Origin of the sequence: Salinisphaera sp. T5B8 (assembly GCF_040361255.1) — a bacterium.
Classification (GTDB): domain Bacteria; phylum Pseudomonadota; class Gammaproteobacteria; order Nevskiales; family Salinisphaeraceae; genus Salinisphaera.
The window spans coordinates 153,804-176,039 of record NZ_APNG01000002.1 but is presented as its reverse complement, the minus strand read 5'-3'; the positions used below and the strand labels follow the sequence as shown (position 1 = coordinate 176,039).

21 protein-coding genes and 1 tRNA gene are annotated in these 22,236 nt (G+C 63.7%); 16 read left to right on the top strand and 6 right to left on the bottom strand.

The features are described 5' to 3' along the window. Positions 1 to 177 precede the first annotated feature (177 nt). Positions 178 to 807 carry a hypothetical protein gene (locus T5B8_RS02575; RefSeq protein WP_353175971.1) on the top strand — a complete coding sequence of 210 codons (630 nt, stop codon included), beginning with the start codon at positions 178 to 180 and terminating at the stop codon, positions 805 to 807. 645 nt (positions 808 to 1,452) lie between these two features. Here the strand turns inward: T5B8_RS02575 and clpB are convergent. Then, positions 1,453 to 4,032 carry an ATP-dependent chaperone ClpB gene (gene clpB, locus T5B8_RS02570; RefSeq protein ID WP_353176191.1) on the bottom strand — a complete coding sequence of 860 codons (2,580 nt, stop codon included), beginning with the start codon at positions 4,030 to 4,032 and terminating at the stop codon, positions 1,453 to 1,455. Positions 4,033 to 4,258: 226 nt separating this feature from the next. Between clpB and T5B8_RS02565 the strand changes: the two genes are divergently transcribed. Next, positions 4,259 to 4,999 (top strand): LOG family protein, encoded by a 741-nt coding sequence (locus T5B8_RS02565; RefSeq protein ID WP_353175969.1) that lies wholly within the window; start codon positions 4,259 to 4,261, stop codon positions 4,997 to 4,999. Between the two features lie 5 nt (positions 5,000 to 5,004). After that, a complete protein-coding gene (locus T5B8_RS02560) occupies positions 5,005 to 6,189 on the top strand; it encodes a M14 family zinc carboxypeptidase (protein WP_353175967.1) in 1,185 nt (394 codons plus the stop codon). A gap of 18 nt (positions 6,190 to 6,207) precedes the next feature. Here the strand turns inward: T5B8_RS02560 and T5B8_RS02555 are convergent, their stop codons facing one another. Beyond that, the gene (locus T5B8_RS02555; RefSeq protein ID WP_353175965.1) at positions 6,208 to 6,918 is read right to left on the bottom strand and encodes a TIGR04282 family arsenosugar biosynthesis glycosyltransferase; all 711 of its coding nucleotides are present in this window, start codon (positions 6,916 to 6,918) and stop codon (positions 6,208 to 6,210) included. 51 nt (positions 6,919 to 6,969) lie between these two features. Here T5B8_RS02555 and T5B8_RS02550 point away from each other — a divergent pair. The 4 genes from T5B8_RS02550 (at position 6,970) to madM (ending at position 9,275) form a co-directional block, all read left to right on the top strand. Beyond that, a tRNA-Ala gene (locus tag T5B8_RS02550) sits at positions 6,970 to 7,045 on the top strand. Between the two features lie 159 nt (positions 7,046 to 7,204). Beyond that, positions 7,205 to 7,903 (top strand): GntR family transcriptional regulator, encoded by a 699-nt coding sequence (locus T5B8_RS02545; protein WP_353175964.1) that lies wholly within the window; start codon positions 7,205 to 7,207, stop codon positions 7,901 to 7,903. Between the two features lie 201 nt (positions 7,904 to 8,104). Further along, a complete protein-coding gene (madL, locus tag T5B8_RS02540; RefSeq protein ID WP_353175962.1) occupies positions 8,105 to 8,515 on the top strand; it encodes a malonate transporter subunit MadL in 411 nt (136 codons plus the stop codon). After that, complete coding sequence (gene madM / locus T5B8_RS02535; protein WP_353175960.1) at positions 8,508 to 9,275, top strand: malonate transporter subunit MadM; 768 nt, start codon at positions 8,508 to 8,510, stop codon at positions 9,273 to 9,275. The genes madL and madM overlap by 8 nt, the downstream gene beginning before the upstream one ends. 10 nt (positions 9,276 to 9,285) lie before the next feature. Here madM and T5B8_RS02530 read toward each other — a convergent pair whose 3' ends face one another. After that, complete coding sequence (locus T5B8_RS02530) at positions 9,286 to 10,188, bottom strand: LysR family transcriptional regulator (RefSeq protein WP_353175958.1); 903 nt, start codon at positions 10,186 to 10,188, stop codon at positions 9,286 to 9,288. 113 nt (positions 10,189 to 10,301) lie between these two features. Between T5B8_RS02530 and mdcA the strand changes: the two genes are divergently transcribed. Genes mdcA through T5B8_RS02490 form a run of 8 tightly spaced genes read left to right on the top strand, consistent with a single transcriptional unit; the run spans position 10,302 to position 17,755 of the window. After that, positions 10,302 to 11,948 carry a malonate decarboxylase subunit alpha gene (gene mdcA, locus T5B8_RS02525; protein WP_353175956.1) on the top strand — a complete coding sequence of 549 codons (1,647 nt, stop codon included), beginning with the start codon at positions 10,302 to 10,304 and terminating at the stop codon, positions 11,946 to 11,948. Further along, positions 11,948 to 12,877 (top strand): triphosphoribosyl-dephospho-CoA synthase, encoded by a 930-nt coding sequence (locus tag T5B8_RS02520; protein ID WP_353175954.1) that lies wholly within the window; start codon positions 11,948 to 11,950, stop codon positions 12,875 to 12,877. Before mdcA ends, T5B8_RS02520 begins: the two co-directional genes overlap by 1 nt. After that, on the top strand, positions 12,858 to 13,169 hold the full coding sequence (locus T5B8_RS02515) for a malonate decarboxylase subunit delta (RefSeq protein WP_353175952.1): 312 nt from the start codon (positions 12,858 to 12,860) through the stop codon (positions 13,167 to 13,169). The genes T5B8_RS02520 and T5B8_RS02515 overlap by 20 nt, the downstream gene beginning before the upstream one ends. After that, complete coding sequence (locus tag T5B8_RS02510; RefSeq protein ID WP_502950732.1) at positions 13,166 to 14,035, top strand: biotin-independent malonate decarboxylase subunit beta; 870 nt, start codon at positions 13,166 to 13,168, stop codon at positions 14,033 to 14,035. The genes T5B8_RS02515 and T5B8_RS02510 overlap by 4 nt, the downstream gene beginning before the upstream one ends. Beyond that, positions 14,032 to 14,847 carry a biotin-independent malonate decarboxylase subunit gamma gene (gene mdcE, locus T5B8_RS02505; RefSeq protein ID WP_353175949.1) on the top strand — a complete coding sequence of 272 codons (816 nt, stop codon included), beginning with the start codon at positions 14,032 to 14,034 and terminating at the stop codon, positions 14,845 to 14,847. The genes T5B8_RS02510 and mdcE overlap by 4 nt, the downstream gene beginning before the upstream one ends. After that, positions 14,832 to 15,536 carry a malonate decarboxylase holo-ACP synthase gene (locus T5B8_RS02500; RefSeq protein ID WP_353175947.1) on the top strand — a complete coding sequence of 235 codons (705 nt, stop codon included), beginning with the start codon at positions 14,832 to 14,834 and terminating at the stop codon, positions 15,534 to 15,536. The genes mdcE and T5B8_RS02500 overlap by 16 nt, the downstream gene beginning before the upstream one ends. A gap of 5 nt (positions 15,537 to 15,541) precedes the next feature. Continuing rightward, entirely contained in the window at positions 15,542 to 16,477 is a 936-nt protein-coding gene (locus tag T5B8_RS02495) for an ACP S-malonyltransferase (protein ID WP_353175945.1), read from the top strand. Positions 16,478 to 16,537: 60 nt separating this feature from the next. Continuing rightward, positions 16,538 to 17,755 (top strand): Bcr/CflA family multidrug efflux MFS transporter, encoded by a 1,218-nt coding sequence (locus T5B8_RS02490; protein ID WP_353175944.1) that lies wholly within the window; start codon positions 16,538 to 16,540, stop codon positions 17,753 to 17,755. A 52-nt stretch (positions 17,756 to 17,807) separates the two neighbouring features. Here T5B8_RS02490 and T5B8_RS02485 read toward each other — a convergent pair whose 3' ends face one another. Together T5B8_RS02485 and T5B8_RS02480 are read right to left on the bottom strand one after the other, a co-directional pair. Beyond that, positions 17,808 to 18,467, bottom strand: coding sequence for a hypothetical protein (locus tag T5B8_RS02485; RefSeq protein WP_353175943.1), 660 nt, complete (start codon positions 18,465 to 18,467; stop codon positions 17,808 to 17,810). A gap of 169 nt (positions 18,468 to 18,636) precedes the next feature. Beyond that, a complete protein-coding gene (locus tag T5B8_RS02480; RefSeq protein WP_353175942.1) occupies positions 18,637 to 19,065 on the bottom strand; it encodes an organic hydroperoxide resistance protein in 429 nt (142 codons plus the stop codon). Positions 19,066 to 19,306: 241 nt separating this feature from the next. On the opposite strand from T5B8_RS02480, the gene T5B8_RS02475 reads away from it, so the two are divergent. Further along, positions 19,307 to 21,370 carry a putative bifunctional diguanylate cyclase/phosphodiesterase gene (locus T5B8_RS02475; protein WP_353175940.1) on the top strand — a complete coding sequence of 688 codons (2,064 nt, stop codon included), beginning with the start codon at positions 19,307 to 19,309 and terminating at the stop codon, positions 21,368 to 21,370. Positions 21,371 to 21,382: 12 nt separating this feature from the next. Here the strand turns inward: T5B8_RS02475 and T5B8_RS02470 are convergent, their stop codons facing one another. After that, entirely contained in the window at positions 21,383 to 22,141 is a 759-nt protein-coding gene (locus tag T5B8_RS02470) for a dienelactone hydrolase family protein (protein ID WP_353175938.1), read from the bottom strand. Positions 22,142 to 22,236 lie beyond the last annotated feature (95 nt).

Genomic DNA, 22,236 nt, shown 5'->3' with positions numbered 1-22,236 from the left:
AATCTACGTCAGCCTGGCTCGAACGCCAGCCAAGATGAATACGCGAAGTTGCGATCAGGCGTGGGGCGCGGCAAATACGGATCAGGCCGTGTCTTTACGCGCGAAAGTCGGTCGCGCGAACTTTGTTCAAGCCTCGTGTGGATCGTTCGTAATCACGCCCAAGTCGCAAGGTGGCGGATGAACGCCGGGAAGAAAGCCCAAATCCTGTGTTTGCTGGTCGCAACGTTTGGGCATGTGTCGTGTGCCTCGAACGCACCACGCGAAAGTAGAGACGTCGAGCATGGCGGCGGCGGCGCTCTGGCGGGCCTGGCGACTGTCTCTGCCTTGATGGTTGCACTGCCGCTCATTCCGTTTGTCGAAACCTACGATTGGATTAACAACACCGACGAGAAGCGGCGCGCGAAAAGGCGCGCACTCGCCGCGCATTTCGCCCCGATTTACGCTGAGCGCACGCGTCGCATCCGCGCCCGGGCACCGAAAGCGGACGCTAACCAATTGGCAGACCGCGGCGTGCATGTGCTGCTGCCGTCGACGCCGGGTGGCGTTGTTTATCCGGGACTGGCACACGATCGCTGGGCGGATGTGGATCATGAACGCAACGCCGACAAGATCGCGGCCGATCCGTTGGCTGTGGAGCTGATGCAATTGATGGCGCCGGACGCCGTGCAGGATGAGCACGCCGAGTCGCACTACAGCGGCCAGGCCTGGCGCGACTTTATCGACGCATATTTCGACTATAAAACAGCATTCAACGAGCAGATGCTGGCGCGCTGTGAGCAGCAGTTGCCGCGTGCCTGCGAACGCTAGCGCAGGATGCGCCGGCGTTATTGGCACGCCGTCAGCAGGGCGATACCGCGTAGCCTTCGCTGCTGTTGCAAAACACTGACCCTAGTAGGTCGGCACTCTGTCGGCTGTGCGTAAGCACGCATTTTGTCTGCCATGCAGATCGGTGCAAGCGTGCGTGTTCAGCGCCTTGCGCGACCCGCCCGGCCGTCGCCCGTGGTTGCCCGTAGTCGCCGAGTTGTCGAATGCGTTTCGCGATTCGCGCCGTTTGCGTTCATTCGCGGATTGAACACCTTACTGCCCCGCTGCGGCGGTTACGCGGCTCGCATGAGCGACATATCGTGCGAACGGTGACTGCCCGGAGCGGGTTGGCCATCGCCTAGACGCGGCGTTTTTCGAAACGCGCTCGCCGACATGCCCACAACCACGCCAGCAGACCACCTGGGCTACGCGATCTGTCTTTCGCCTTATTACCGTGTCTTTGCGTTTTTCGCGGACAAGCTACCTGGCTGAGGGCAGCCAACCGCGCTTCATACGTGGTCAAGACGCCGGTGGCCGGTTGCGAAGGTTTTAACAAACGAGGGTGGGTGAGGGCCGGACGGCCTGATACCGACAGATTTCTGCGACGAAACCGCAGGCGGCGCCGGGTGGCGCCGCCCTGGGCAGGCCTTAGGCGGCCTTGTCGAAATGCAGCTCGGTATCCGCGCCGAGATCGACCTTGACCGTATCGCCAGCCACGAACTCGCCGGACAGGATCCGTTTGGCGAGCGGGTTTTCCACCAGCGTCTGGATCGAGCGCTTGAGCGGGCGCGCGCCATAGACCGGATCGAAACCGGCTTCGGCGAGCTTGTCGAGCGCCGCATCGCTGATATCCAGCGTAAGCTCGCGTTCGGCCAGACGCTGATGCAGTTCGCGCATCTGAATCCGGGCAATCTCGCGGATCTGGGACTGGCCCAGCGGATGGAAGACCACCGATTCGTCGATACGGTTGATGAACTCGGGCCGGAAATGCTGGGCGACGACTTCCATTACCGATTCGCGCATGGTCTCGTAGCTGGTATCGGACAGCTCCTGGATGAGCTGACTGCCCAGATTCGAGGTCATCACGATCACGGTATTGCGAAAGTCCACCGTACGGCCCTGACCGTCGGTGAGCCGTCCGTCGTCGAGCACCTGCAACAGGATGTTGAACACATCGTTATGGGCTTTTTCGACTTCGTCGAGCAGGATCACGGAATAGGGCTTACGGCGCACCGCCTCGGTGAGATAGCCGCCCTGTTCATAGCCGACATAGCCGGGCGGCGCGCCGATCAGACGTGCGACCGAGTGTTTTTCCATGAACTCGGACATGTCGATACGCACCATTGCCGATTCGCTGTCGAACAGGAAGGTGGCAATCGACTTGCACAACTCGGTCTTGCCCACACCGGTGGGGCCGAGGAACAAGAACGAGCCGATCGGCCGGTTCGGGTCCGACAGGCCCGAGCGGGAACGCCGGATGGCGTCGGATACCGCCGAAACCGCTTCGTCCTGGCCGATGACGCGCTCGTGGAGTGAATCCTCCATGCGCAGCAGCTTGTCGCGCTCGGCTTCAAGCATGCGCGAGACTGGAATACCGGTCCAGCGCGATACGATCTCGGCAACTTCCTCGTCGGTGACGTTATTGCGCAGCAGCTTCAGGGCCGCCGGTTTCTGCTCGGCTGCCTGGGCCTCGGTGAGTTCGCGCTCGAGCTGGGGAATACGCCCGTACTGCAGTTCCGACATGCGGTCGAAATCGCGGGCACGCTGGGCGGCTTCCAGTTCCTTTTTGGCCTGTTCGAGCTCTTCGCGCTTGTTGGCGGCACCCGCCACCGACGCCTTCTCCGACTTCCAGATTTCCTCCAGGTCGGAATACTCGCGTTCGAGTTCGGCGATTTCCTCGTCGAGCTTGTCCAGACGCGCCTTCGAGCCTTCGTCGGACTCCTTGGACAGCGCCTGTTTCTCGATCTTGAGCTGAATCAGGCGCCGGTCCAGGCGATCGAGCTCTTCCGGCTTGGAATCGATCTCGATACGGATCTTGGAGGCGGCCTCGTCGATCAGGTCGATAGCCTTGTCCGGCAGTTTGCGGTCGGTGATATAGCGCTGGGACAGCTTGGCGGCCGCGATGATCGCGCCATCCGTGATATCCACACCGTGGTGGACCTCGTAGCGCTCTTTCAGGCCACGCAGGATCGCGATGGTGTCTTCCAGGTCCGGCTCGTCGACCAGCACCTTCTGGAACCGGCGCTCGAGCGCGGCATCCTTTTCGATGTTCTCGCGGTATTCGTTGAGCGTGGTCGCGCCGATGCAGTGCAGCTCGCCGCGGGCCAGGGCGGGCTTGAGCATGTTGCCGGCGTCCATCGAGCCTTCGGCCTTGCCGGCGCCGACGAGCGTATGAATCTCGTCGATGAACAGAATCACGCGGCCTTCCTGCTTGGACAGGTCGGAGAGCACACCCTTGAGGCGATCTTCGAACTCACCGCGGTATTTGGCGCCGGCGATCATGCCGCCGAGATCGAGTACCAGTACGCGCTTGTCACGCAGCGATTCCGGCACCTCGCCGTTGATGATGCGCTGGGCCAGACCTTCCACGATTGCGGTCTTGCCCACGCCCGGGTCGCCCACCAGGGTGGGGTTGTTCTTGGTTCGGCGCGAAAGTACCTGCACCACGCGACGAATCTCTTCGTCACGACCGATCACCGGGTCGAGCTTGCCTTGCTCGGCCCGTTCGGTCAGATCGATGGTGTACTTGTCGAGAGCGCCGCGCTGTTCTTCGGCATTGGCATCGTCGACGTTCTCGCCGCCCCGGATCTTGTCGATCTGGGCTGTGAGTTTGTCCCGGGTTGCGCCGGCATTCTTGAGAATGGTGCCGGCCTCGGACTTGTCTTCCAGCGCGGCGAGTACGAACAGCTCGCTGGAGATGAACGAGTCGCCGCGTTTCTGGGCGAGCTTGTCGGACAGGTTGAGTACGCGCACGAGCGCCTGGCTGGCCCCCACGTCGCCGGTGGCCTGGCCGACGGTCGGCAGATTGTCGAGCGCCTTGAGCAGGCGGTTACGCAGATCGCGCACGTCCAGGCCCGCGCCATCGAGCAACGGGCGTACCGTGCCGCCTTCGGTATCGAGTAGCGCCAGCAGCACGTGCACCGGCTGGATTTCGTTGTGGTCTCGGCCCACGGCCAGGCTCTGGGCCTCGCCGAGCGCGCTCTGGAGTTTGCTGGTCAGTTTGTCCATCCGCATGTTGCGATATCCCTCTTTCGTCTGGTCTGGCGCGGCCTTACGGGTGCCTGCGCCTAGGCTATGTCCTGTTAATAGGTGCGGTCGCGAACAATTCAACCATCGTTTGAAACATCGGGTTTTGATCTGTATCAGCGTGTATCGTCGTAAGCCGTTTTGACGCTGATATACTCGCGCGAGCGCCGAATCAGGCACACGACGATTTGATCTCACCGGGGTTTGAATGACCAAGGCCTATGAAGACGCTGAGTTCATGCTCAGCGACGAGGCGCGTTCGCTGCGCCTGTTGTCCGAATATCTCGAACCCAGAGAACGGTTGAAAAAACTCAACGTGCATCGTGCCTTGATTTTCTGGGGGTCGGCGCGTCTGCGGCCGATCGGCCCCGATCCGGTCGATGATGCGGTGGATTTCTATGCCGAGGCGCGGGAACTGGCTGCCCGCATGACGCGCTGGACTATGGAGACACACGACGCCGATACGCATTACCATGTGTGTACGGGCGGCGGTCCGGGCATTATGGAGGCCGCCAATCGCGGGGCTGCGGACGTCAACCGCGAATTGTCGATGGGCTACAATATCGAACTGCCGCATGAGCAGGGGGCGAACGCGTATATCAGCGACGCGCTGAATTTCGAGTTCAAGTATTTCTTCATGCGCAAGTTCTGGTTCATGAACGTGGCGAAGGCGCTGATCATCTTCCCGGGCGGCTTTGGCACCATGGACGAACTGTTCGAGATGCTTACGCTGATACAAACGGGCAAACAGCCGCCCATTCCGGTCGTACTTTATGGTAAGAACTTCTGGGACCGACTCATCAATTTCGACGTGTTCGTCGAAATGGGGCTGATAGGAGAGCGCGACATCGACCTGTTCCATCGGGCAGACTCGGTCGATGACGCATTTGATTTTCTCACCGGTGCGCTTGCGCAGGACACGGTGACCGCACAAAGCCGGCACGGCTGACTGTCATGGCTAACGGATCGTTCAAGAAGAAGGGCAGCGCCCAGGGTGGCGCCAATCCGAATCCCAAGGTGCTGGTCGCCGGCTGGATCGGCAGCATGGTGCTGGTTGCGCTCATCACCGTGTTCGTGACCTATCAGTTCTCCGAAGAGGGCGATCAGTCGCAGCCGGGCGATAGCAGCCAGGTCGCGAGCAGCGGCGACGAGCGCGCGGTGGAGAAATCCTCGCCGGATACGCAGATCGAAAACGAAGGCGCCGCGCCCGATTCCCAGGTCGCCGCGAACGAACCCGAACCGGCGCCGGAACCCGCCGAGCCGCCGTTCATGCCCGGGCTCAAGCTCGTCGGCCCGCGCGGGATCGTCCAACTTGCCGGCGTAAACCTGCCGCCCAGCGAGACGGTGGCCAGCTGGTGTCGCGATCTGGCCCAGCGCGTCAGCGGAGTCGAGCCGTCGGACTGCATGTCCGGCGCATTCGCCGATTCCGGCCACAAGTCGGTCAATGGCCGGCCGCTGATCGTGCGCCGTATCGAGCCTTCGCGTAACGCCGCCGGCTCGGGCCGTGTGTTGCTGATTGCCGCGACCCACGGCGACGAACTCAGTTCCGTGGGCACGGTGTTCGACTGGATGAACATCATCGCCGACAAGGGCACACCCTACGAATGGCAGGTCGCGCCCGTGCTCAACCCGGATGGTCTATTCCACGAGCCGCCGACCCGTGTCAATGCCAATGGCGTGGATCTCAACCGCAATCTGCCGACTGCGGGCTGGGCCAAGGAATCGCGCGATTACTGGCGTCGTGTTGGCTTCGAAAAACGCCGTTTCCCGGGTGAAAGCGCCGGCAGCGAGCCCGAGAACAAGTGGCTCGCCGAGCAGATCAAGCAGTTCAAGCCGGATGTCATTATTTCGATGCATGCGCCTTATGGCGTGCTCGACTACGACGGCGATTTCCCCGCCCCGCGCAAGATGGGCAGCCTGAACCTGCACCGGCTGGGTGTGTATCCCGGCTCGCTGGGTAATTTCGCCTCGCGCATGCAGGGCATTCCGGTGATTACGGTCGAACTCGACGATGCCGACGAGCCGCCCACCGATCGCGAGATGGCGCAGATGTTCACCGATCTGAACGAATGGCTGGATCGCTACTTCCGTAGCGTACGCCAGGCGAGCGCCAGCCGCACCGGCTCGGAAGCCGGCTGACCGCGAGTCGGATTCGATTCAGTCGGCGCGCCGCGCGAGCGCGGGCATGACGGCCGCTCGGGCGAGGGCCGACCGTAACGGCATGGTCAGCGCCTGCCAGTCGCGATAGTCGTCGATATCCCGCCTTGGCGACAGGCTAGCCATTTCCAGATCGAGCGTAGCCGCGCGCGTGCGCGTTGCGCGGGCTACGCGTGCTGTGCTCCATACCGGCCCGCGAAATAGCCGCGCATTCGCCCGGCGCAGGCCGATTGCCCAATAGCCGCCATCCAGCGTCGGCGCCAGCCAGAGCCGATGCCTGTGAGATAAATGTCTCTGCGCCTGTTCAAGCCAGGGGCCGTCGAGCATAGGTTGATCGGCGCCCATGAGGATCACGCATGGGCTATTGCGTAGCGCCTGACGTATGCCCGTGGCCATGCGATAACCCAGCGACCCACCGGCCTGGCGGCAGCGCGAAACGCCGTAGCGGCGCGCCAGCTGCACGAACAGTGGATGCGCCGGTGTCGGCGCACAGGCCAGGGTGACGCGCCCGGGCGCGCGTGTCGACGCCTCGGCCACGGCATGTTCGAGCATGGCCCGGTAGATACGGGTTGCGCGCACCGCGCCCATCCGCCGGGCCAGCCGTGTCTTGCACCGGCCAACGATCGGCGCCTTGGCGAATATCCAGACCGACAATCGCGCTTGTGCCGCGGTTTGGGAATTTAGGCGGGACAGGGGGTTGGCAACAGACATAAGCCTGCTATCATACGCCGCTCGCTCGCCGCGATGCGGGCAACAAAATCTGGGGCCGTAGCTCAGTTGGGAGAGCGTCGCGTTCGCAATGCGAAGGTCGGCGGTTCGATTCCGCCCGGCTCCACCAGATATCGATAGAGGCCGCTTTTTCAAGCGGCCTTTTTCGTGGGCGCGATCAGGGGCTGTGCTTCGTGCGGGGCACGCGTTTGCGGTCGCCGCTGGGCGCCGTATGATTCGAGTGTGGCGCGCAATGGCGCACGGGAATCAAACGAGACAGGCGGATCGGATGGGCAAAAACGCGCTGGAACCCAGAATGGCCTCGGCCAAGCGCGTCTATCAGCAGCTGCGCGAGAAGATTCTCGAATTCGAGTTGTACCCCGGGAGCCGGGTCACCGAAACCGAACTCGCCGAGATGTTTCAGGTCAGCCGTACGCCCATCCGCGAGGCCGTGCAGCGGCTCGAGTCCGAAGGTTATCTGTCGGTGCGCCCGAAACAGGGCTGTTTCATCCGCGATCTGGATATTCCCCGGCTGATGCAGTACTACGACGTACGCATTGCGCTGGAGCTGCTATCGCTGGACAAGGCCGCGCTGTTCATGCCCACGGCACAGCTGGAAACACTGGCCGCAGACTGGGACCCGGCCACACAGCCAGGCCGCTCGGATGATTCGGAAGTCATGGAAGCGCGCGACGAGTCGTTTCATATTCGCCTGGCCGAAGGCGGTGGCAATACCGCGATCGCCGAATACCTGGCTGATGTGAACAACCATATACGTGTGGTGCGCCGACTCGATTTCACCGAAAACCAACGCATCGACCTGACGTATGTCGAACACCACAAGATCTGCGAGTATCTGCTCGCGCGTGATGTGACGGCTGCCAAAAATCTCATGATTGGCCATATCAAGCGCAGCGAGGAATTCACCAAGACGCTCACCCTCACGCAACTGGCCCAGAAGCGCATCCGCGCACGCTCGCGCGGTTAGGCCCCGGCCAGGGCGACGAATTCGTAACGCGGACCAAACCCAGCATGGGACCATCGTCGTAGACAGGATTAGCCAAATGCCTGATTTATCTGCGCGCTTAGATTCAGGCTAAGACGCTTAACGCCATCTTCGTTGATCGGCTACGCGCCGGTGTCGTTCACTTTCGCCACAACGAAAAAACGACATAACGGAGGAGAAGCCATGATCATCTATGGTGTGGCGTTGCTGGCGGCCTGCATGCTCGCTGGCAACATCATTGGCGAGCTGATCGGCATGGCCATTGGCGTGAGCTCGAATGTGGGCGGCGTCGGCCTGGCCATGTTGCTGTTGGTATTCGTGGTCTATCGGCTACAAAGGGCCGGCTGTCTGGATACCTCGTCGCGACGCGGCGTGGAGTTCTGGAGTTCGCTGTATATCCCGATCGTGGTCGCCATGGCGGCCAGCCAGAACGTGCTCGGCGCGGTCACCGGTGGCCCGGTCGCCCTGGTCGGCGGGCTGATCGTGGTAGCGGTGAGCTTTGCGCTGGTGCCGGTGATCGCGCGGCTGGGCAAGGGCAAGTACGCAGTGGCCCTCGACGATATCGAAGCCGAGCGGGGTGATCGTGATGCATGAACGCCTCGTCGACGTATTCACCAGCAACGGACTGATCACGGCGTTTGCCACGGTCGGGCTGCTGATGTTGGTGTGCAATCTGGTATCCAGGCACCTCACACGCGGACGTATTCACGGCTCGGCGATCGCGATCGCCGCGGGGCTGGTGTTGTCCTATATCGGCGGTGTAGCCACCGGCGGTGAGGACGGGCTGGCCGATGTGGCCCTGTTTTCCGGGCTCGGCTTGATGGGCGGCTCGATGTTGCGCGATTTCGCGATCGTCGCCACGGCCTTCGGCGTGGATGTCGAAGAACTGCGCAAGGCCGGCCTCAACGGCGTGATCGCCCTGTTCGTGGGCATCATCGTGCCGTTCGTGCTCGGCGGTGCCATTGCCTATGCCTTTGGCTATACCGATGCCGTATCGGTGACCACGATCGGCGCGGGTGCGGCGACCTATATCGTGGGCCCGGTGACCGGCAGCGCGATCGGCGCCAGTTCCGAGCTCATTGCGCTGTCCATCGCCATCGGTCTGGTCAAATCCATTTCGGTGATGATCGTGACGCCCATGGTCGCGCGCAGTATTTCCCTGAACAATCCCTCGGCAGCGCTCGTATTCGGCGGCATGATGGGTACCACCAGCGGGGTGGCCGGCGGGCTGGCCGCGACCGATGCACGCCTGGTGCCGTACGGGGCGATGACCGCGACCTTCTATACAGGTCTGGGTTGTCTGCTGGGGCCGTCGCTGCTGTATCTGGTGGTCCGTGCGCTGCTCGGCGGCTAAGCCGGCGTGTCTAGCCGGTGACCGCGATCGCGGCCTTTTCCAGGGCCGTGATCCGTTCATCGGCCTGGCGCGACTTCAGATAGCACAGGCCGATGGTCTGGGTGACACGCTGACTGTCCGCCACGGGCAAAAAAGCCAGCGCGCCGGGATAGATATCGTCGATACGCTTGGGCAGCAGGGCATGGCCCACACCGCCCTTGACCAGACTCGCGAGGGTGAAGATATCGTTGGCCCTCAGTGCCACGCGCGGTGTGACGCCGGCTTGCATGAACATGCGATAGCTGTCGCGGCCGGTGGAAAATTCCTGCGACAGCATCACGAAGGGTTCGCCGTCGAAACGCCGCAGATCGACCGGCGCGCCGGTCTGCGCAACGGCGCCGGCGGCCTGGACGAAATGGATTTCGTCGTCGAACAGGGGCGTGACCAGACGATGCCGGCGCCGGCCGAGTTCGTGCACGCAGATCAGCGCGGCGTCGATATCGCCGGCCTGGAGCTTGTCTTCGAGATCGGCATTCGAGCCCAGTACCAGTTCGATATCACAGTCCGGCACATCGGCCTTGAGCGCATTGATGATGCGCGGCACCACGGCCACGGTCAGCGAATACAGCGAGCCGATCCGAAAGATGCTCGGCGAGATACCGGCCGCGGCGCGGGTGTCGTCGACGCTGCGTTGAATACGTTCGATGATATCGCTGGCGTGGCGTTCGAGCACGAAGGCCGAATCCAGCGGTTCCAGCGAGCGGCTGCGGTGGGCGAACAACGGGCAGCCGACCGCGGCTTCCAGCGAATGAATCGCCTTGTGCACCGACACATTCGACAGCGACAGGGTTTCCGCGGCCCGGGCCAGATTGCGTTCGCGCATGAACACGAGAAAGATCTCGAGCTTGCGCAGGGTGATCTCGTCGCTGCTCACACACGTTCTCCGGGACGTCGACATTCGATGTTAACGAAGTCAACGACAGGTTTATTGAACCGCCGCGTCGCGCATTCTAACGTGAGCGCGCTTCGCGCAAGCCAGGAATCCCTATGACCAAACGCCAGTGGACCACGCGCCGCGACGACAAACAGGCCCGCATGGCCCGGGTCGCGCCGTGGCTCGATGCCAAACAGTTGCCGGCCGATCGTATTCACGATGCCCTGCATGCGCTGATCGCGCCGGGTGATCGGGTGATCGCCGAGGGCAACAACCAGAAGCAGGCCGATTTCCTGTCGCGCGCGCTGGCCGAGCTGGACCCGGAGCGCGTACACGATTTGCACATGATCCAGCCCAGCGTCGGTCGGCCCGAACATCTGGCAGTGTTCGAAAAGGGTATTGCCCGCAAGCTGGATTTCGCCTTCTCCGGCACCCAGAGCCATCGTATCGGCGCGCTGATGATGGACGGCACCATCGAAGTCGGCGCGATCCATACCTATATCGAGCTCTATGCCCGGCTGTTCGTGGACCTGATTCCCAAGGTGGTGCTCACCGCCGCCTTCAAGGCCGATCGTCAGGGCAATCTCTATACCGGCCCGTCCACCGAAGACACGCCGGCACTGGTCGAGGCCGCGGCATTTTCCGGCGGTATCGTCATCGCCCAGGCCAACGAGATCGTCGACGACGTCTCCCAGCTCGATCGCGTGGATATTCCGGGCTCCTGGGTGGATGTGGTCGTACAGGCCGACAAGCCGTTCTATATCGAGCCGTTGTTCACCCGCGACCCGCGCCATATCACCGATGTACAGATCTTCATGGCGATGATGGCGCTCAAGGGCATCTACGCCGAGCACGGCGTGCAATCGCTCAACCACGGCATTGGCTTCAATACCGCAGCCATCGAATTGCTGCTGCCCACCTACGGCGAAAAACTCGGCCTGCGCGGCCAGATCGCCAGGAACTGGGTGCTCAATCCGCACCCGACGCTTATTCCCGCGATCGAATCCGGCTGGGTGGAGACGGTGCACTGCTTCGGCACCGAGCTGGGCATGGAAAACTATGTCGCCGCGCGCCCGGACGTGTTCTTCACCGGCGCGGACGGCTCGCTGCGTTCCAATCGCGCGTTCTGCCAGCTGGCTGGCCACTATGCCGCCGATATGTTCATCGGCTCGACGCTGCAAATGGACGGCGACGGTAATTCGTCGACAGTAACCACCTCACGTGTATCGGGTTTCGGCGGCGCCCCCAATCTGGGCTGTGATGCCCGCGGGCGCCGTCATGCCACGCCGGCCTGGGCGAATCTCGCGCCCAGTAACGACCCCATGGCACGCGGGCGCAAGCTCGTCGTACAAATGGTGGAAACTTTCCAGGCCGGGCTCAAACCCACCTTCGTGGATCGCCTCGATGCGGTAACGGTCGCCGAGAAGGCCGGGCTGGATCTGGCCCCGGTGATGGTCTACGGCGACGACACCACCCATCTGCTCACCGAGGAAGGCCTGGCCTATCTCTACAAGGCCGAATCGTTGGACGAGCGGCGTGCGATGATCGCGGCTGTCGCCGGGGTCACGCCGCTGGGTCTGAGTGCCGACGCAGCCACCACACAACGCCTGCGCGAACAGGACAAGATCCGCACCCCCGAGGATCTGGGCGTGAGCCGTACCGAGGCGACACGCTCGCAGCTGGCGGCCAGCAGTATCGCCGATCTGGTCGACTGGTCGGGCGGGCTCTACGAGCCACCGGCACGTTTTCGGAGCTGGTAATGACACAACACGACACAGGCGCGACGGTACGCGCCGAAACCTTGCCCGGCATGCTCGCGCGTGCCGCCAGCGTCGCGCTGCGAGCCGAGATCGATCTCACCCCCAAACCGGGGTTGGTGGATCGGCGCGATACCGGTGCGCATCGGGATATGGATCACGGCCTGATGCATGCGTCGGTCGATGCGCTGGAAATCGGCTTTCACGATATGGCCGCCGCAGGCATCGAACAGCGTGACCCATACACGCTGCGTGCCGAGCTGGGTCTGCTCGGTCGCGAAAGCGAAGCCCGGATGATGCTCGCCACGAACGGGGTGAATACCCATCGCGGTGCGATCTGGGGTCTGGGTCTGATCGTGGCGGTGGCTGCACAACGTCCGCGTTGGCGGGCGCCGGTATTGCTCCAAGGGGTGGCCGCCATGGCCGCGATCGACGACCCGGCGGTATCGCCGCTGCGCTGTTCCAATGGTCAGCGCGCGGTACAGCGCTATCACGTTGCCGGCGCGCGCGGCGAAGCCTGTCGCGGCTTCCCGGCACTGGCCGAGGCGGGCCTGCCGATGCTGCGCCGCGCGCGGGCACGCGGCTGTAGCGAACGCGTGGCCCGGCTGAATGCACTGCTGGCGATCATGGCGGTGCTCGACGACACCTGCGTACTCAGCCGGGCCGGGCGCGCGGGGCTTGTGCAGGTACAAGCCAATGCCGCTGCCATCCTGGACATGGGCGGGGTCGGCACGGTGGCCGGCGGCCGCGCGCTGGCATGTTTCGAACGTGAACTGCTTGGACTCAATGCCTCGCCCGGCGGCAGCGCCGATCTGCTCGCGGCGACTCTGCTCATCGATGCCCTCGAGTACGCCGCGCAACGGCCCTGGGGCCGGGTGCGGTGCGGCGATACACGCCTCAAGGAGAAAGGCCATGCAACGCTTATCGCTTGAATATCCCGCCGGCGCGCCGGCCGCGCGCCGCGCCCTGGCCGGTGTGGTCGGCTCGGGCGATCTGGAAGTGCTGCTCGAACCGGCGGGCCAGGGACGCTCGACGGTCGCGATTACGACATCCGTCGACGGCGTCAACGACATATGGACAGCGGTGATCGATCGTATTTTCGCCAATAGCGAACAGCCGGCGGTCGCCCTCGAAATCAACGATTTCGGGGCCACGCCCGCGGTGGTACGCCTACGCATCGCCCAGGCCATGGAACAGGCCGCCAGCGGCCCGGAGAGTGCGTGATGGAAAGCGCCGAACTGTTACAACGCGAAAGCTTTGTCGAGAAAAACGCACGCCAGCGGGTGCAGCATCTGCTTGATGCCGGCACGTTGCGCGAACTGCTCGACCCGTTCGAGCGCCTGAGCTCGCCCTGGTTGGGCCTGCAGGATATCGTCACCCAGGCCGACGACGGCGTGGTGCTCGCCCGCGGCACGATCGACGGCGTGGCCGTGGTTGTCGCAGCGATCGAGCCGGCCTTTCAGGGCGGTTCGATGGGCGAGGTCGGCGGGGCCAAGATCGCCGGTGCACTCGAATTGGCGCTGGAAGATGCGCGTGCGGGCACGCCCGTGGTGCCGGTGCTGCTGCTCGAAACCGGCGGCGTACGCCTGCAGGAAGCCAATTGCGGTCTGGCGGCGATCGCCGAAATCCATGCCGCGATTGTCGCTCTACGTGAATATGTCCCGGTGATCGGGGTGATCAGCGGACCGGTGGGGTGTTTCGGCGGCATGTCTATCGCCGCCGGGCTGTGTTCGACGTTGATTGCGACGCGCGAGGCGCGTCTGGGACTCAATGGCCCGCAGGTGATCGAACAGGAAGCCGGTGTGGATGAATATGATTCGCGGGATCGGCCGATGATCTGGAGCCTGACCGGCGGTGCCCAGCGCCATGCGACCGACCTGGTCGATAGGTTGTGCGACGACGATACCGCGCAGATTCGCGCGGCGATCGCCCAGGCCGTGGCTGCGCCCGTCGCCGACTTGCCCCGCACACAGGCGATCGATGCCCATCTGGCGCGGCTGCGCGGGCTGGATACGAGTCGGCGCGCGGATGCCGACTGGGCACGCGAGATGCTCGCCGATATGAACCCTGCAGCCGGAGACGGCCGATGAGTACCAACCACTATCCCTCGCGCGGCGCCGCCTGGCTGGCCGCGCTGACCGACAACACGCCCCATGTCGACCATTTCCCGGCCAGCGTGCGGGTGGTGGATGCACCGCTGGGCGATATCGCAGCCCGTTATATCGCGGTCGTACCGGATGCCGACAATGCCTACCCGCGCACGCGCGACGGCGAGGTGGGTCTGGTCGAGGGGTGGGCGCTGGCCCAGGCGGTGCGTGACGTGCTCGATGCGGATGCGGAACAGGCCGAGAAGCGGGCGATCGTCGCCGTCATCGATGTGCCCAGCCAGGCCTATGGGCGTACCGAAGAAGCCCTGGGTATTCATCAGGCCCTGGCCGCGGCGGTCGAGGCCTATGCCACGGCCCGGGCGGCCGGTCATCCGGTGCTCGGGTTGATCGTGGGCAAAGCGATGTCGGGCGCGTTTCTTGCCCATGGTTACCAGGCGAATCGCCTGATCGCGCTCGACGACGACCGCGTACAGGTGCATGCGATGGGTAAACAGGCCGCCGCGCGTATTACCCAGCGGACCGTCGAAGGCGTCGAGCAGCTCGCCCAAACCATTACGCCGATGGCCTATGACATCGCCAGTTTCGATCGTCTCGGCTTGTTGTTCGCCCGTCTCTCGGTCGCCAATGCCGATACGCCGGGCGAGACAGATGTTGCTGCGGCACGCGAGACCCTGATGCAGGCGCTGGCCGATATCGGCGACGATGACAGTCTGGCCGCGCGCCTGGACGCCAAAGGCCGGGCCGCATCGGTCACGGTGCGCGAACGTTTGCGTGCCCAATGGGCCGGCGATTGAGTGTCGGCCGGCGTATCGATTACAGCCGCGTCGAAGCGGCGGTATCGGCACGGCCGCACGATCTGCTCTGGACACAGGCCCAGCGCTGCGCCGATGACACGCCGGATTGGGTGGTACCGATACTGGGGCGGGGCGGGCCGTTCGTGGTGCGACGCGCAGTCCGTATGCCGGGACGGCTGCCGGTAGGTGTGCGCGGCGGGTGTCGACGCGAGCGCTTTGCAATGACCATCGACTCGGCGCAAGTGGCCGATATCTGCACGCCCGAGCAGTTGAGCGCGCGTATCGCACAGCTTGCCCCGGCGCGACGACGGGCCATCCCCGCACTGGCTGTGCTGGGTGATATGGCGCGTACGCTCGACAGAACCGGCCTGTGCTGGGGTCTGGGCGGCGCGGTCGGCTACGAACTGGCCACGGGCGAGGCCGTGTGTCATAAGGCCTCGGATATCGATGTGTTGTTGCGAATGCCGCGCGAGATAGCGCGGGCCGACGCACGCGCGGTGATCGACGCGCTAGCCGGGCTTGCGGTGCGTTGCGATATTCAGATGGAAACGCCGCGTGGCGGCGTGGCACTGGCGGACTGGGCAGCCGGCAATACACAGGTTCTGGTCAAGAGCGATCAAGGTCCGTTCCTGTGTCCGAATCCATGGTCGCCCGCACCGCTGGCAGCTGACACGGCGCTGGTAGGCTGATCGGCATGGGCGTGGTACTGACATTTGCAGGCCAGGGGGCCCAGCGTCCCGGCATGCTGGCCGCGCTTCCGGATAGCGCGGCGGTGCGTGAAACACTGGTAGAGAGTGCCGATGTGCTCGGCTGCGATATGGCGCGACTCGATAGTCGCGAAGCACTGGCCGATACCGAAACCGTCCAGCTCGCCCTGACCATCGTCGGTGTAGCCAGCGCCCGGCATCTGACTGCGGAGACCGGCGCGCCGGGTGCCGTGATGGGACTGTCCATCGGTGCCTGGCCGGCGGCGGTGATCGCGGGTGCGATCGCCTATGCCGATGCGCTCACGCTCGTGCGCGAACGCGGCCGGCTCATGGGGCAGGCGTACCCCGCCGGCTATGGCATGAGCGCGGTCATCGGCCTGGACGAGGCGCGCGTGCGTGAACTGGTGGCCGATCTCTACCGTGATGACAGGCCCTTGTATGTCGGCAACGTCAATAGCGATAGCCAGATCGTGGTCGCCGGTCACGACGACGCCTTGCAGCGGCTGGCTACGGTCGCGCTCGAGCAGGGCGCGTCGCGCGTCCAGCGCCTGGACATGGCGGTCCCGTCGCATTGCGCGTTGCTTGGTGCCCCGGCCGAACGTCTGGCCCAGGCCGCAGCCGATACGCCGTTCGCCACGCCGGCCTGTGCCTACTTCAGCGCCAACCGGCAGCGCCGCCTGTGGCGCAGCGAACAGATTCGTGACGATCTCGTCTACAACATGGCCCGCACCGTCTACTGGGCCGCGACCGCCCGTATCGTGCACGAGTCGGGCTATACGCTGGCGGTGGAAATGCCACCGGCGCGGGTGCTCACACGGCTGCATCCACCATTGGATACGCCCGGCGAAGCCGTGGCCGTGATCGATGCCGGCTGGCATAATGCTGCGGCTCTGATCCGCCGCGCGCTTCATTCGGCCGACTGAGCCAGCGCCTCGCGCCGTCGCCGACGCGCCGCGGCCAACCCCTCCCAAGGAGCCGCCTGCATGGCCACGTCCCTCGAAAGCCGCGCGGCGTATTTCGTATTCATTGCGGTGCTCGGCATGCTCACCGCGGTGACGCCGTTGTCGATCGACATGTACCTGCCGGCGATGCCGGGTCTGGCGCGTGAGTTCGCGGTCGATCCGGCCTATGTGCAGTACAGCCTCAGCCTGTTCTTTGTCGGGCTGGCGGCCGGTCAGCTGACCTATGGCCCGCTGGCCGATCGCTACGGGCGCCTGCCGATACTGTATTTCGGTCTGGGGCTGTATCTGCTCGCCTCGGTTGCCTGTGCCTTGTCCGATTCGGTAGGCATGCTCATCGCGGCACGGGCCGTGCAGGGCTTTGGCGCAGCCGCCGGGCCGGTGATGTCGCGCGCGATCGTGCGCGATCGTTTTCATGGATCGAAGGCCGCCAGCGTGATGTCGTTCGTGGTCATGGTGATGGCCACCGCGCCCTTGCTGGCGCCGATTGTCGGTGGCTTGGTGCTCAAGTTCGCGGCCTGGCCGAGTATTTTCTGGCTGCTGTGCGTATACGCGCTGCTGTGCCTGGTGGCACTGACGGTCTTGCTGCACGAATCCCATCCGCCGCAACGGCGTATCCGCGATCGCAGCCTCCTGGCGCAATACGTGGGGTATCTCGCGCTGCTCAAGCGGGGCCCGATCGCATTGTTTCTGTTCTGCGGCGGGCTCATGTTCGGAGCCCTGTTCTCGTATGTCGCCGCCAGCTCCTTTGTCTATATCGACCAGTTCGGAGTCGACGAATCGCTGTTCGGTTTCTATTTCGGGGCCAATGTCTTCGCCATGCTCATCGGCACCGCCACCAACGGCCGGCTGGTAATGTATTTCGGCTACCGCACGCTGCTGGGCGTGGCGGTGGTGAATACGCTGGCCTGTTCGCTGGTGCTTCTGGCCACTACGCTGAGCGGCGTCGGCGGTTTCTGGGGTGTGGCCGTGCCGTTGTTCTTTCTATTGTCGACGGTGGGCGTGGCCGGGGCGAACACGGTGGCCGGTCTGCTGGATATGGCGCCGGATGCGGCCGGGGCGGCCTCGGCCCTGTTTGGCGTGGTGCAGTTTTCCTGCGGCGCGGTCGCCACCTGGCTGGTCGGTCTGCTCGGCGGTGATGCCGCAGCGATGGCGATCGTGATGTGTCTGGCCTCGGCCGGCTCGACGCTGGCCTATATCCTGTTGCGCAGGGCGACCAAGGCTACGCCAGAGGCCGCGTGATCGCGGGCCTCGGCGGTAATCTGTAGCTGGGCGGCGACGCCGGTGCGGCCGTTCAGAAGGCGACGATCAGCCCCATGCCCACCGCGATATCGTCGCGAAAGTCGCTATCGGTCTTGATCAGCCGATCGTCGTTGAGCCCCAGCCCACCCTGGAGCGCGACCCGCTGGTTAAGCCAGTTCTGCTTCATGAAGCCGCGCAGACCGTATTCCGACTTGAACAGGTTATAGCTTTCCACCTTGGGCGCCTGCCGCTCGAACTCGCTGACATCGAGCGGATTGACCTCGCGGGTATTCGTAGCCACTTTCGCTGCATTGAGCTGTTCATTGTCGTCGGCAGGGCTGGCCGGGACATTCAAATCCAGCGCCTTGGCGGGCGAGTCGTTTTCGACGAAGGTACCGGCCGTGTCGGCATCCACGCCGTGTGTATCGTTGGCATGCACCGGTGTGTTGTCGCTGCGCTGCGCTTTGGTGTGCTCCACCAGTTGCGTGGCACCGTCGACAGCAAGCGGCAGCTCGGCCAGGGCCTGGGTTTCGCCAGCACTGGCTTTGCCGGTTCGCGTTGCGTCAGCCACCGGTGTGGTTTCGGTAGAGGTCGCGACGCCGTTGAACTGCGGAGATTGCGCATACCACCACGTACCGCCAGCCAGCCCGCCGGCTGCGGCCAGCGCCAACACGAAGATGAATCGGGGTCGAAAACCGTTGGACTTTTTCATCGCTTCATCCATGACACAACGTCAAAGAAGCCGAGCTAACCTGTCGAATTCACTGATACGAATGTAATGATCGCGCGAATAGGCACAACACACAATAGACGTACATTCTTCGCGGGCTCTGCCCGTGCCCGCGACGATGGCCTCGGGCGCGGGCAGGGGCCCCATGGCGCTATACCTGCACGTTCAGGGTGACATCGATATTGCCGCGGGTGGCATTCGAATACGGGCAGACCTGGTGTGCGGCTTCGACAAGCTTGTCGGCTTCGGCCTTGTCCATGCCCGGCAGCGATACGTTGAGCGTGACTTCGATACCGAATGCCTCGCCCGAAGGGCCGATGCCCACCTCGCCGGTGACCTGCGTGTCCTTGGGCAACGAAACCTTCTGCTTGCCGGCCACGACCGTCATGGCGCCGATGAAACAGGCGGAATAGCCGGCAGCGAACAGCTGTTCGGGATTGGTGCCTTCGCCACCGGCGCCACCCATGGCCTTGGGCGTGGCCAGTTTCAGATCGATCTGGTCGTCGGCACTGCTTGCGTGGCCGTCGCGACCACCGGTTGCTGTGGCTTGCGCGCGATAGAGAACTTTATCCAGGGCCATTGAATTTTCCTGCTAGTGAATTCTCGACAATATATATTGTGCACAATGAATCATATTCAAGTACCGCGCACGGCCGCCGATTCAAGAACATGAAACAGCGCTGGCACGCTCTGTCTGTCGCGCGTCATATGGAAACGACGTGGCCCGAGCGCGACGTGTTCGGTTACAGGCACCGCGGGTAGATGATCACGGCGCGCGGTGCGGGCATTCAGATGAAACGGGCACGAGGGAGCGGGGCGCAATGGTAGGAAGTCCAAGCCGGCGTGGCTTGTGTGTGATCGATGCCCGCCAGCGTATCGTTCAGGCAAACCCGGCGCTCGCGCGGCTCGTGGGCAAACAGCAGGCCCGCGATATTGTTGGTCTGCCGCTGGGCCATTTTCTGGATAGGGGTATCGACGCGCTGCTGGCGCGCGCCCGTCGCGAGCGCGCGCCGTTGCACGCGCATCTGCGCAGTGCCGACAAACGGCGCAAGATCCCGGTTTTGGTCGCCTTTCACGACGTCGATGCAGGCAATCGTCGGCGATCCGGTGCTGTGGTCGTTATTACCGTACGCGGGTTTGGCGATCGCATCGCGACCAGCGCCTACTCGGCGCAGCTCGAGGTCGCGCTCGATGTGGGGCAATTAGGCGCCTGGGGCTTGAATCTGCGCACCGGCGAGGCATGGCGTACCGACCTTCACGACCGCATCTTCGGCTACGAGCACACGCAGCCGCGTTGGACCTACGAAAAGTTTCTCGCCCATGTGATTCCAGTCGATCGCGAGCGGGTCAATCGCACGTTCAAACAGGCCACGCGCGCCCACCAGCGCTGGGCGTTCGATTGCCGTATCCAGCGTACCGATGGCGATATCCGCTGGATCGCGATCCAGGGTGGTTTTGAAGACGATATCCAGGGCGATCCGGCGGCGGTGTTCGGTGTAATCGCCGATATCACCGAGCGCAAGCGTGCCGAAGCGCAAGTGGAATTTTTGGCGTATTACGATTCGCTCACCCATCTGCCCAATCGCCGCTTACTCGACGACCGGTTGGCCCATGCGGTGGTGCATGCTCGCCGGCAGCGGCGTTTCGGCGCCATCCTGTTTCTCGATCTCGACGATTTCAAATCGATCAACGACACGCAGGGCCACCACGTGGGCGACGAAATGCTCGTGGAGGCCGCGCGACGCCTGTGCGATTGTTTACGTGAGGACGACACGGTCGCGCGTTTTGGCGGCGACGAATTCGTGGTGGTGCTGGAGGATCTGGGTACCGACCGTGACGCGGCCGCGGCCTCGGCTGCCGAGATTGCCGGCATCGTGCGTACCGCGCTGCTGGCGCCGTTCGAGCTGAGCACGATCGAGCAACGCCGTGCGAGCTGCAGCATCGGCGGGGTGATATTTGGCGATAACGACTGTGAGGCGACCACCTTGCTCCAGCAGGCCGACGTGGCGATGTATCGCGCCAAGGCCAAAGGCGGCGACGGCCTGTGCCTGTATGAACCGCAGATGCAGCAGGCGATCGATAGCCGCGTGGCGATCGAGCGAGAAATTCAGCAGGGCATCGAGAACGACGAATTCGTGCTCTATTACCAGCCGCAGCTGGATCTGGCGGCCAACTCCGTGAAGGCAGAGGCCTTGCTGCGCTGGCATCACCCGAGCCGCGGTGTGGTCTATCCTGGCGATTTCATCGCCGTGGCCGAGGCCTGCGGGTTGATCGTGCCGCTCGGCCGCCAGGTGATCGAGCAGGCCTGTCGCCGCCTTCGCGAATGGAGCCGAAGTCCGGCGATGTCGTCGATCTCGATCGCGGTCAACGTCAGTGCCAGCCAGTTTCACGATCCGAGTTTCACCCGTGATATCACAACCGCCATCGAGCGGTTTGCAATCGATCCACGGCGGCTGGTGATCGAGCTCACTGAAAGCGTATTGCTTGATAGCATCGAGCGCGCACGCGCAATCATGGCGGAGCTGGCCGTACGGGGTGTTCGCTTCGCGCTCGACGACTTCGGCACCGGCTATTCCTCGCTGTATTACCTCAAGAATTTGCCCCTGCACCAGCTCAAGATCGATCGGCGCTTCGTCAGCGAAGCCCTCACCGATCCGCACGATGCCGCAATCGTGCATACGATCATTACGCTGGCGCAGGCCATGGGTATGGAGGTCGTCGCCGAAGGCGTGGAGAGTGTGGCCACCCGCGATTTCCTGTTGGCCGGCGCCTGCGTGCAGCAACAGGGATTCCTGTTCAGCAAAGCGCTGACTGCCGACCGGTTCGAGGCCTACGTACGCGCCGACCCGTTCGCGAAGACGCGGCCTGCCGGCATCGGTCGTTGATACCGGTCGCGACTACCCGGTCGCGCGCGGTTGTAGCGCTTCTTCGAACAGCGTGAGCAGCCGCCGGTAGTGACGGGCGTCGGCCTGCGCATCGTAGACCGGCGCGTCCTTGGCGGTGTAGCCGTGGCCCGCGCCCTTGTAGAGTTCGGTGCAAAAGTGCACGCCCGCTTTCGCCAGCGCCTCATCAACGCGCGCGATCTGCTCGGGCGGCAGCAGCGTATCGCCATCGGCATGGCCCAGATACACCTGCGCGCGTATCGAATCGAGCTCATGCACCGGGCTGTCCGGGTCGTCGGCCTTGGCCAGGTTTGCCGAATGAAAACCGGCGGCCGCAGCAATACGTTCCGGCTGCCACGCCGCCATGCGCAGGGCGAATGCGCCGGTCATGCAATAACCGACCACGCCGATGGCAGCGCTATCGAACTCGGGCTGCGCATCGATGGCGTCGATCCAGGCCTGGAAATCGCGACGTTGGGCGTGCGGCGTGAGATGGGCGGCATAGTCGAACAGCGTTGGACGTACGTCTTCGTCGCGAAAGGACTTGCCCTCGGGAACGACCGCGCCCTGCGCGTCGCGATAATAGATATTGGGCATGAGTACCGCATACCCGGCATCGGCCACAATCTGGGCTTTTTCGTGGTAGCAAGGGCGCAGCCCGCCGATATCGGTGAGCATGATGACCGCAGGCAAGGGACGATGCGCCTGGGCAGGTGTAAATACGTGGGCGTCGATACGGCCATCGGCGGTGTCGATTTCGATATTACGGCTCATGGACAGGGACCGGGTCACGGGCAAGTGGGCGCGCTATTTCTACGTCGCTGGCCGTTTGTTCGCAAGCCGCAGCCGCTCGAACGCATGTCGCGCAG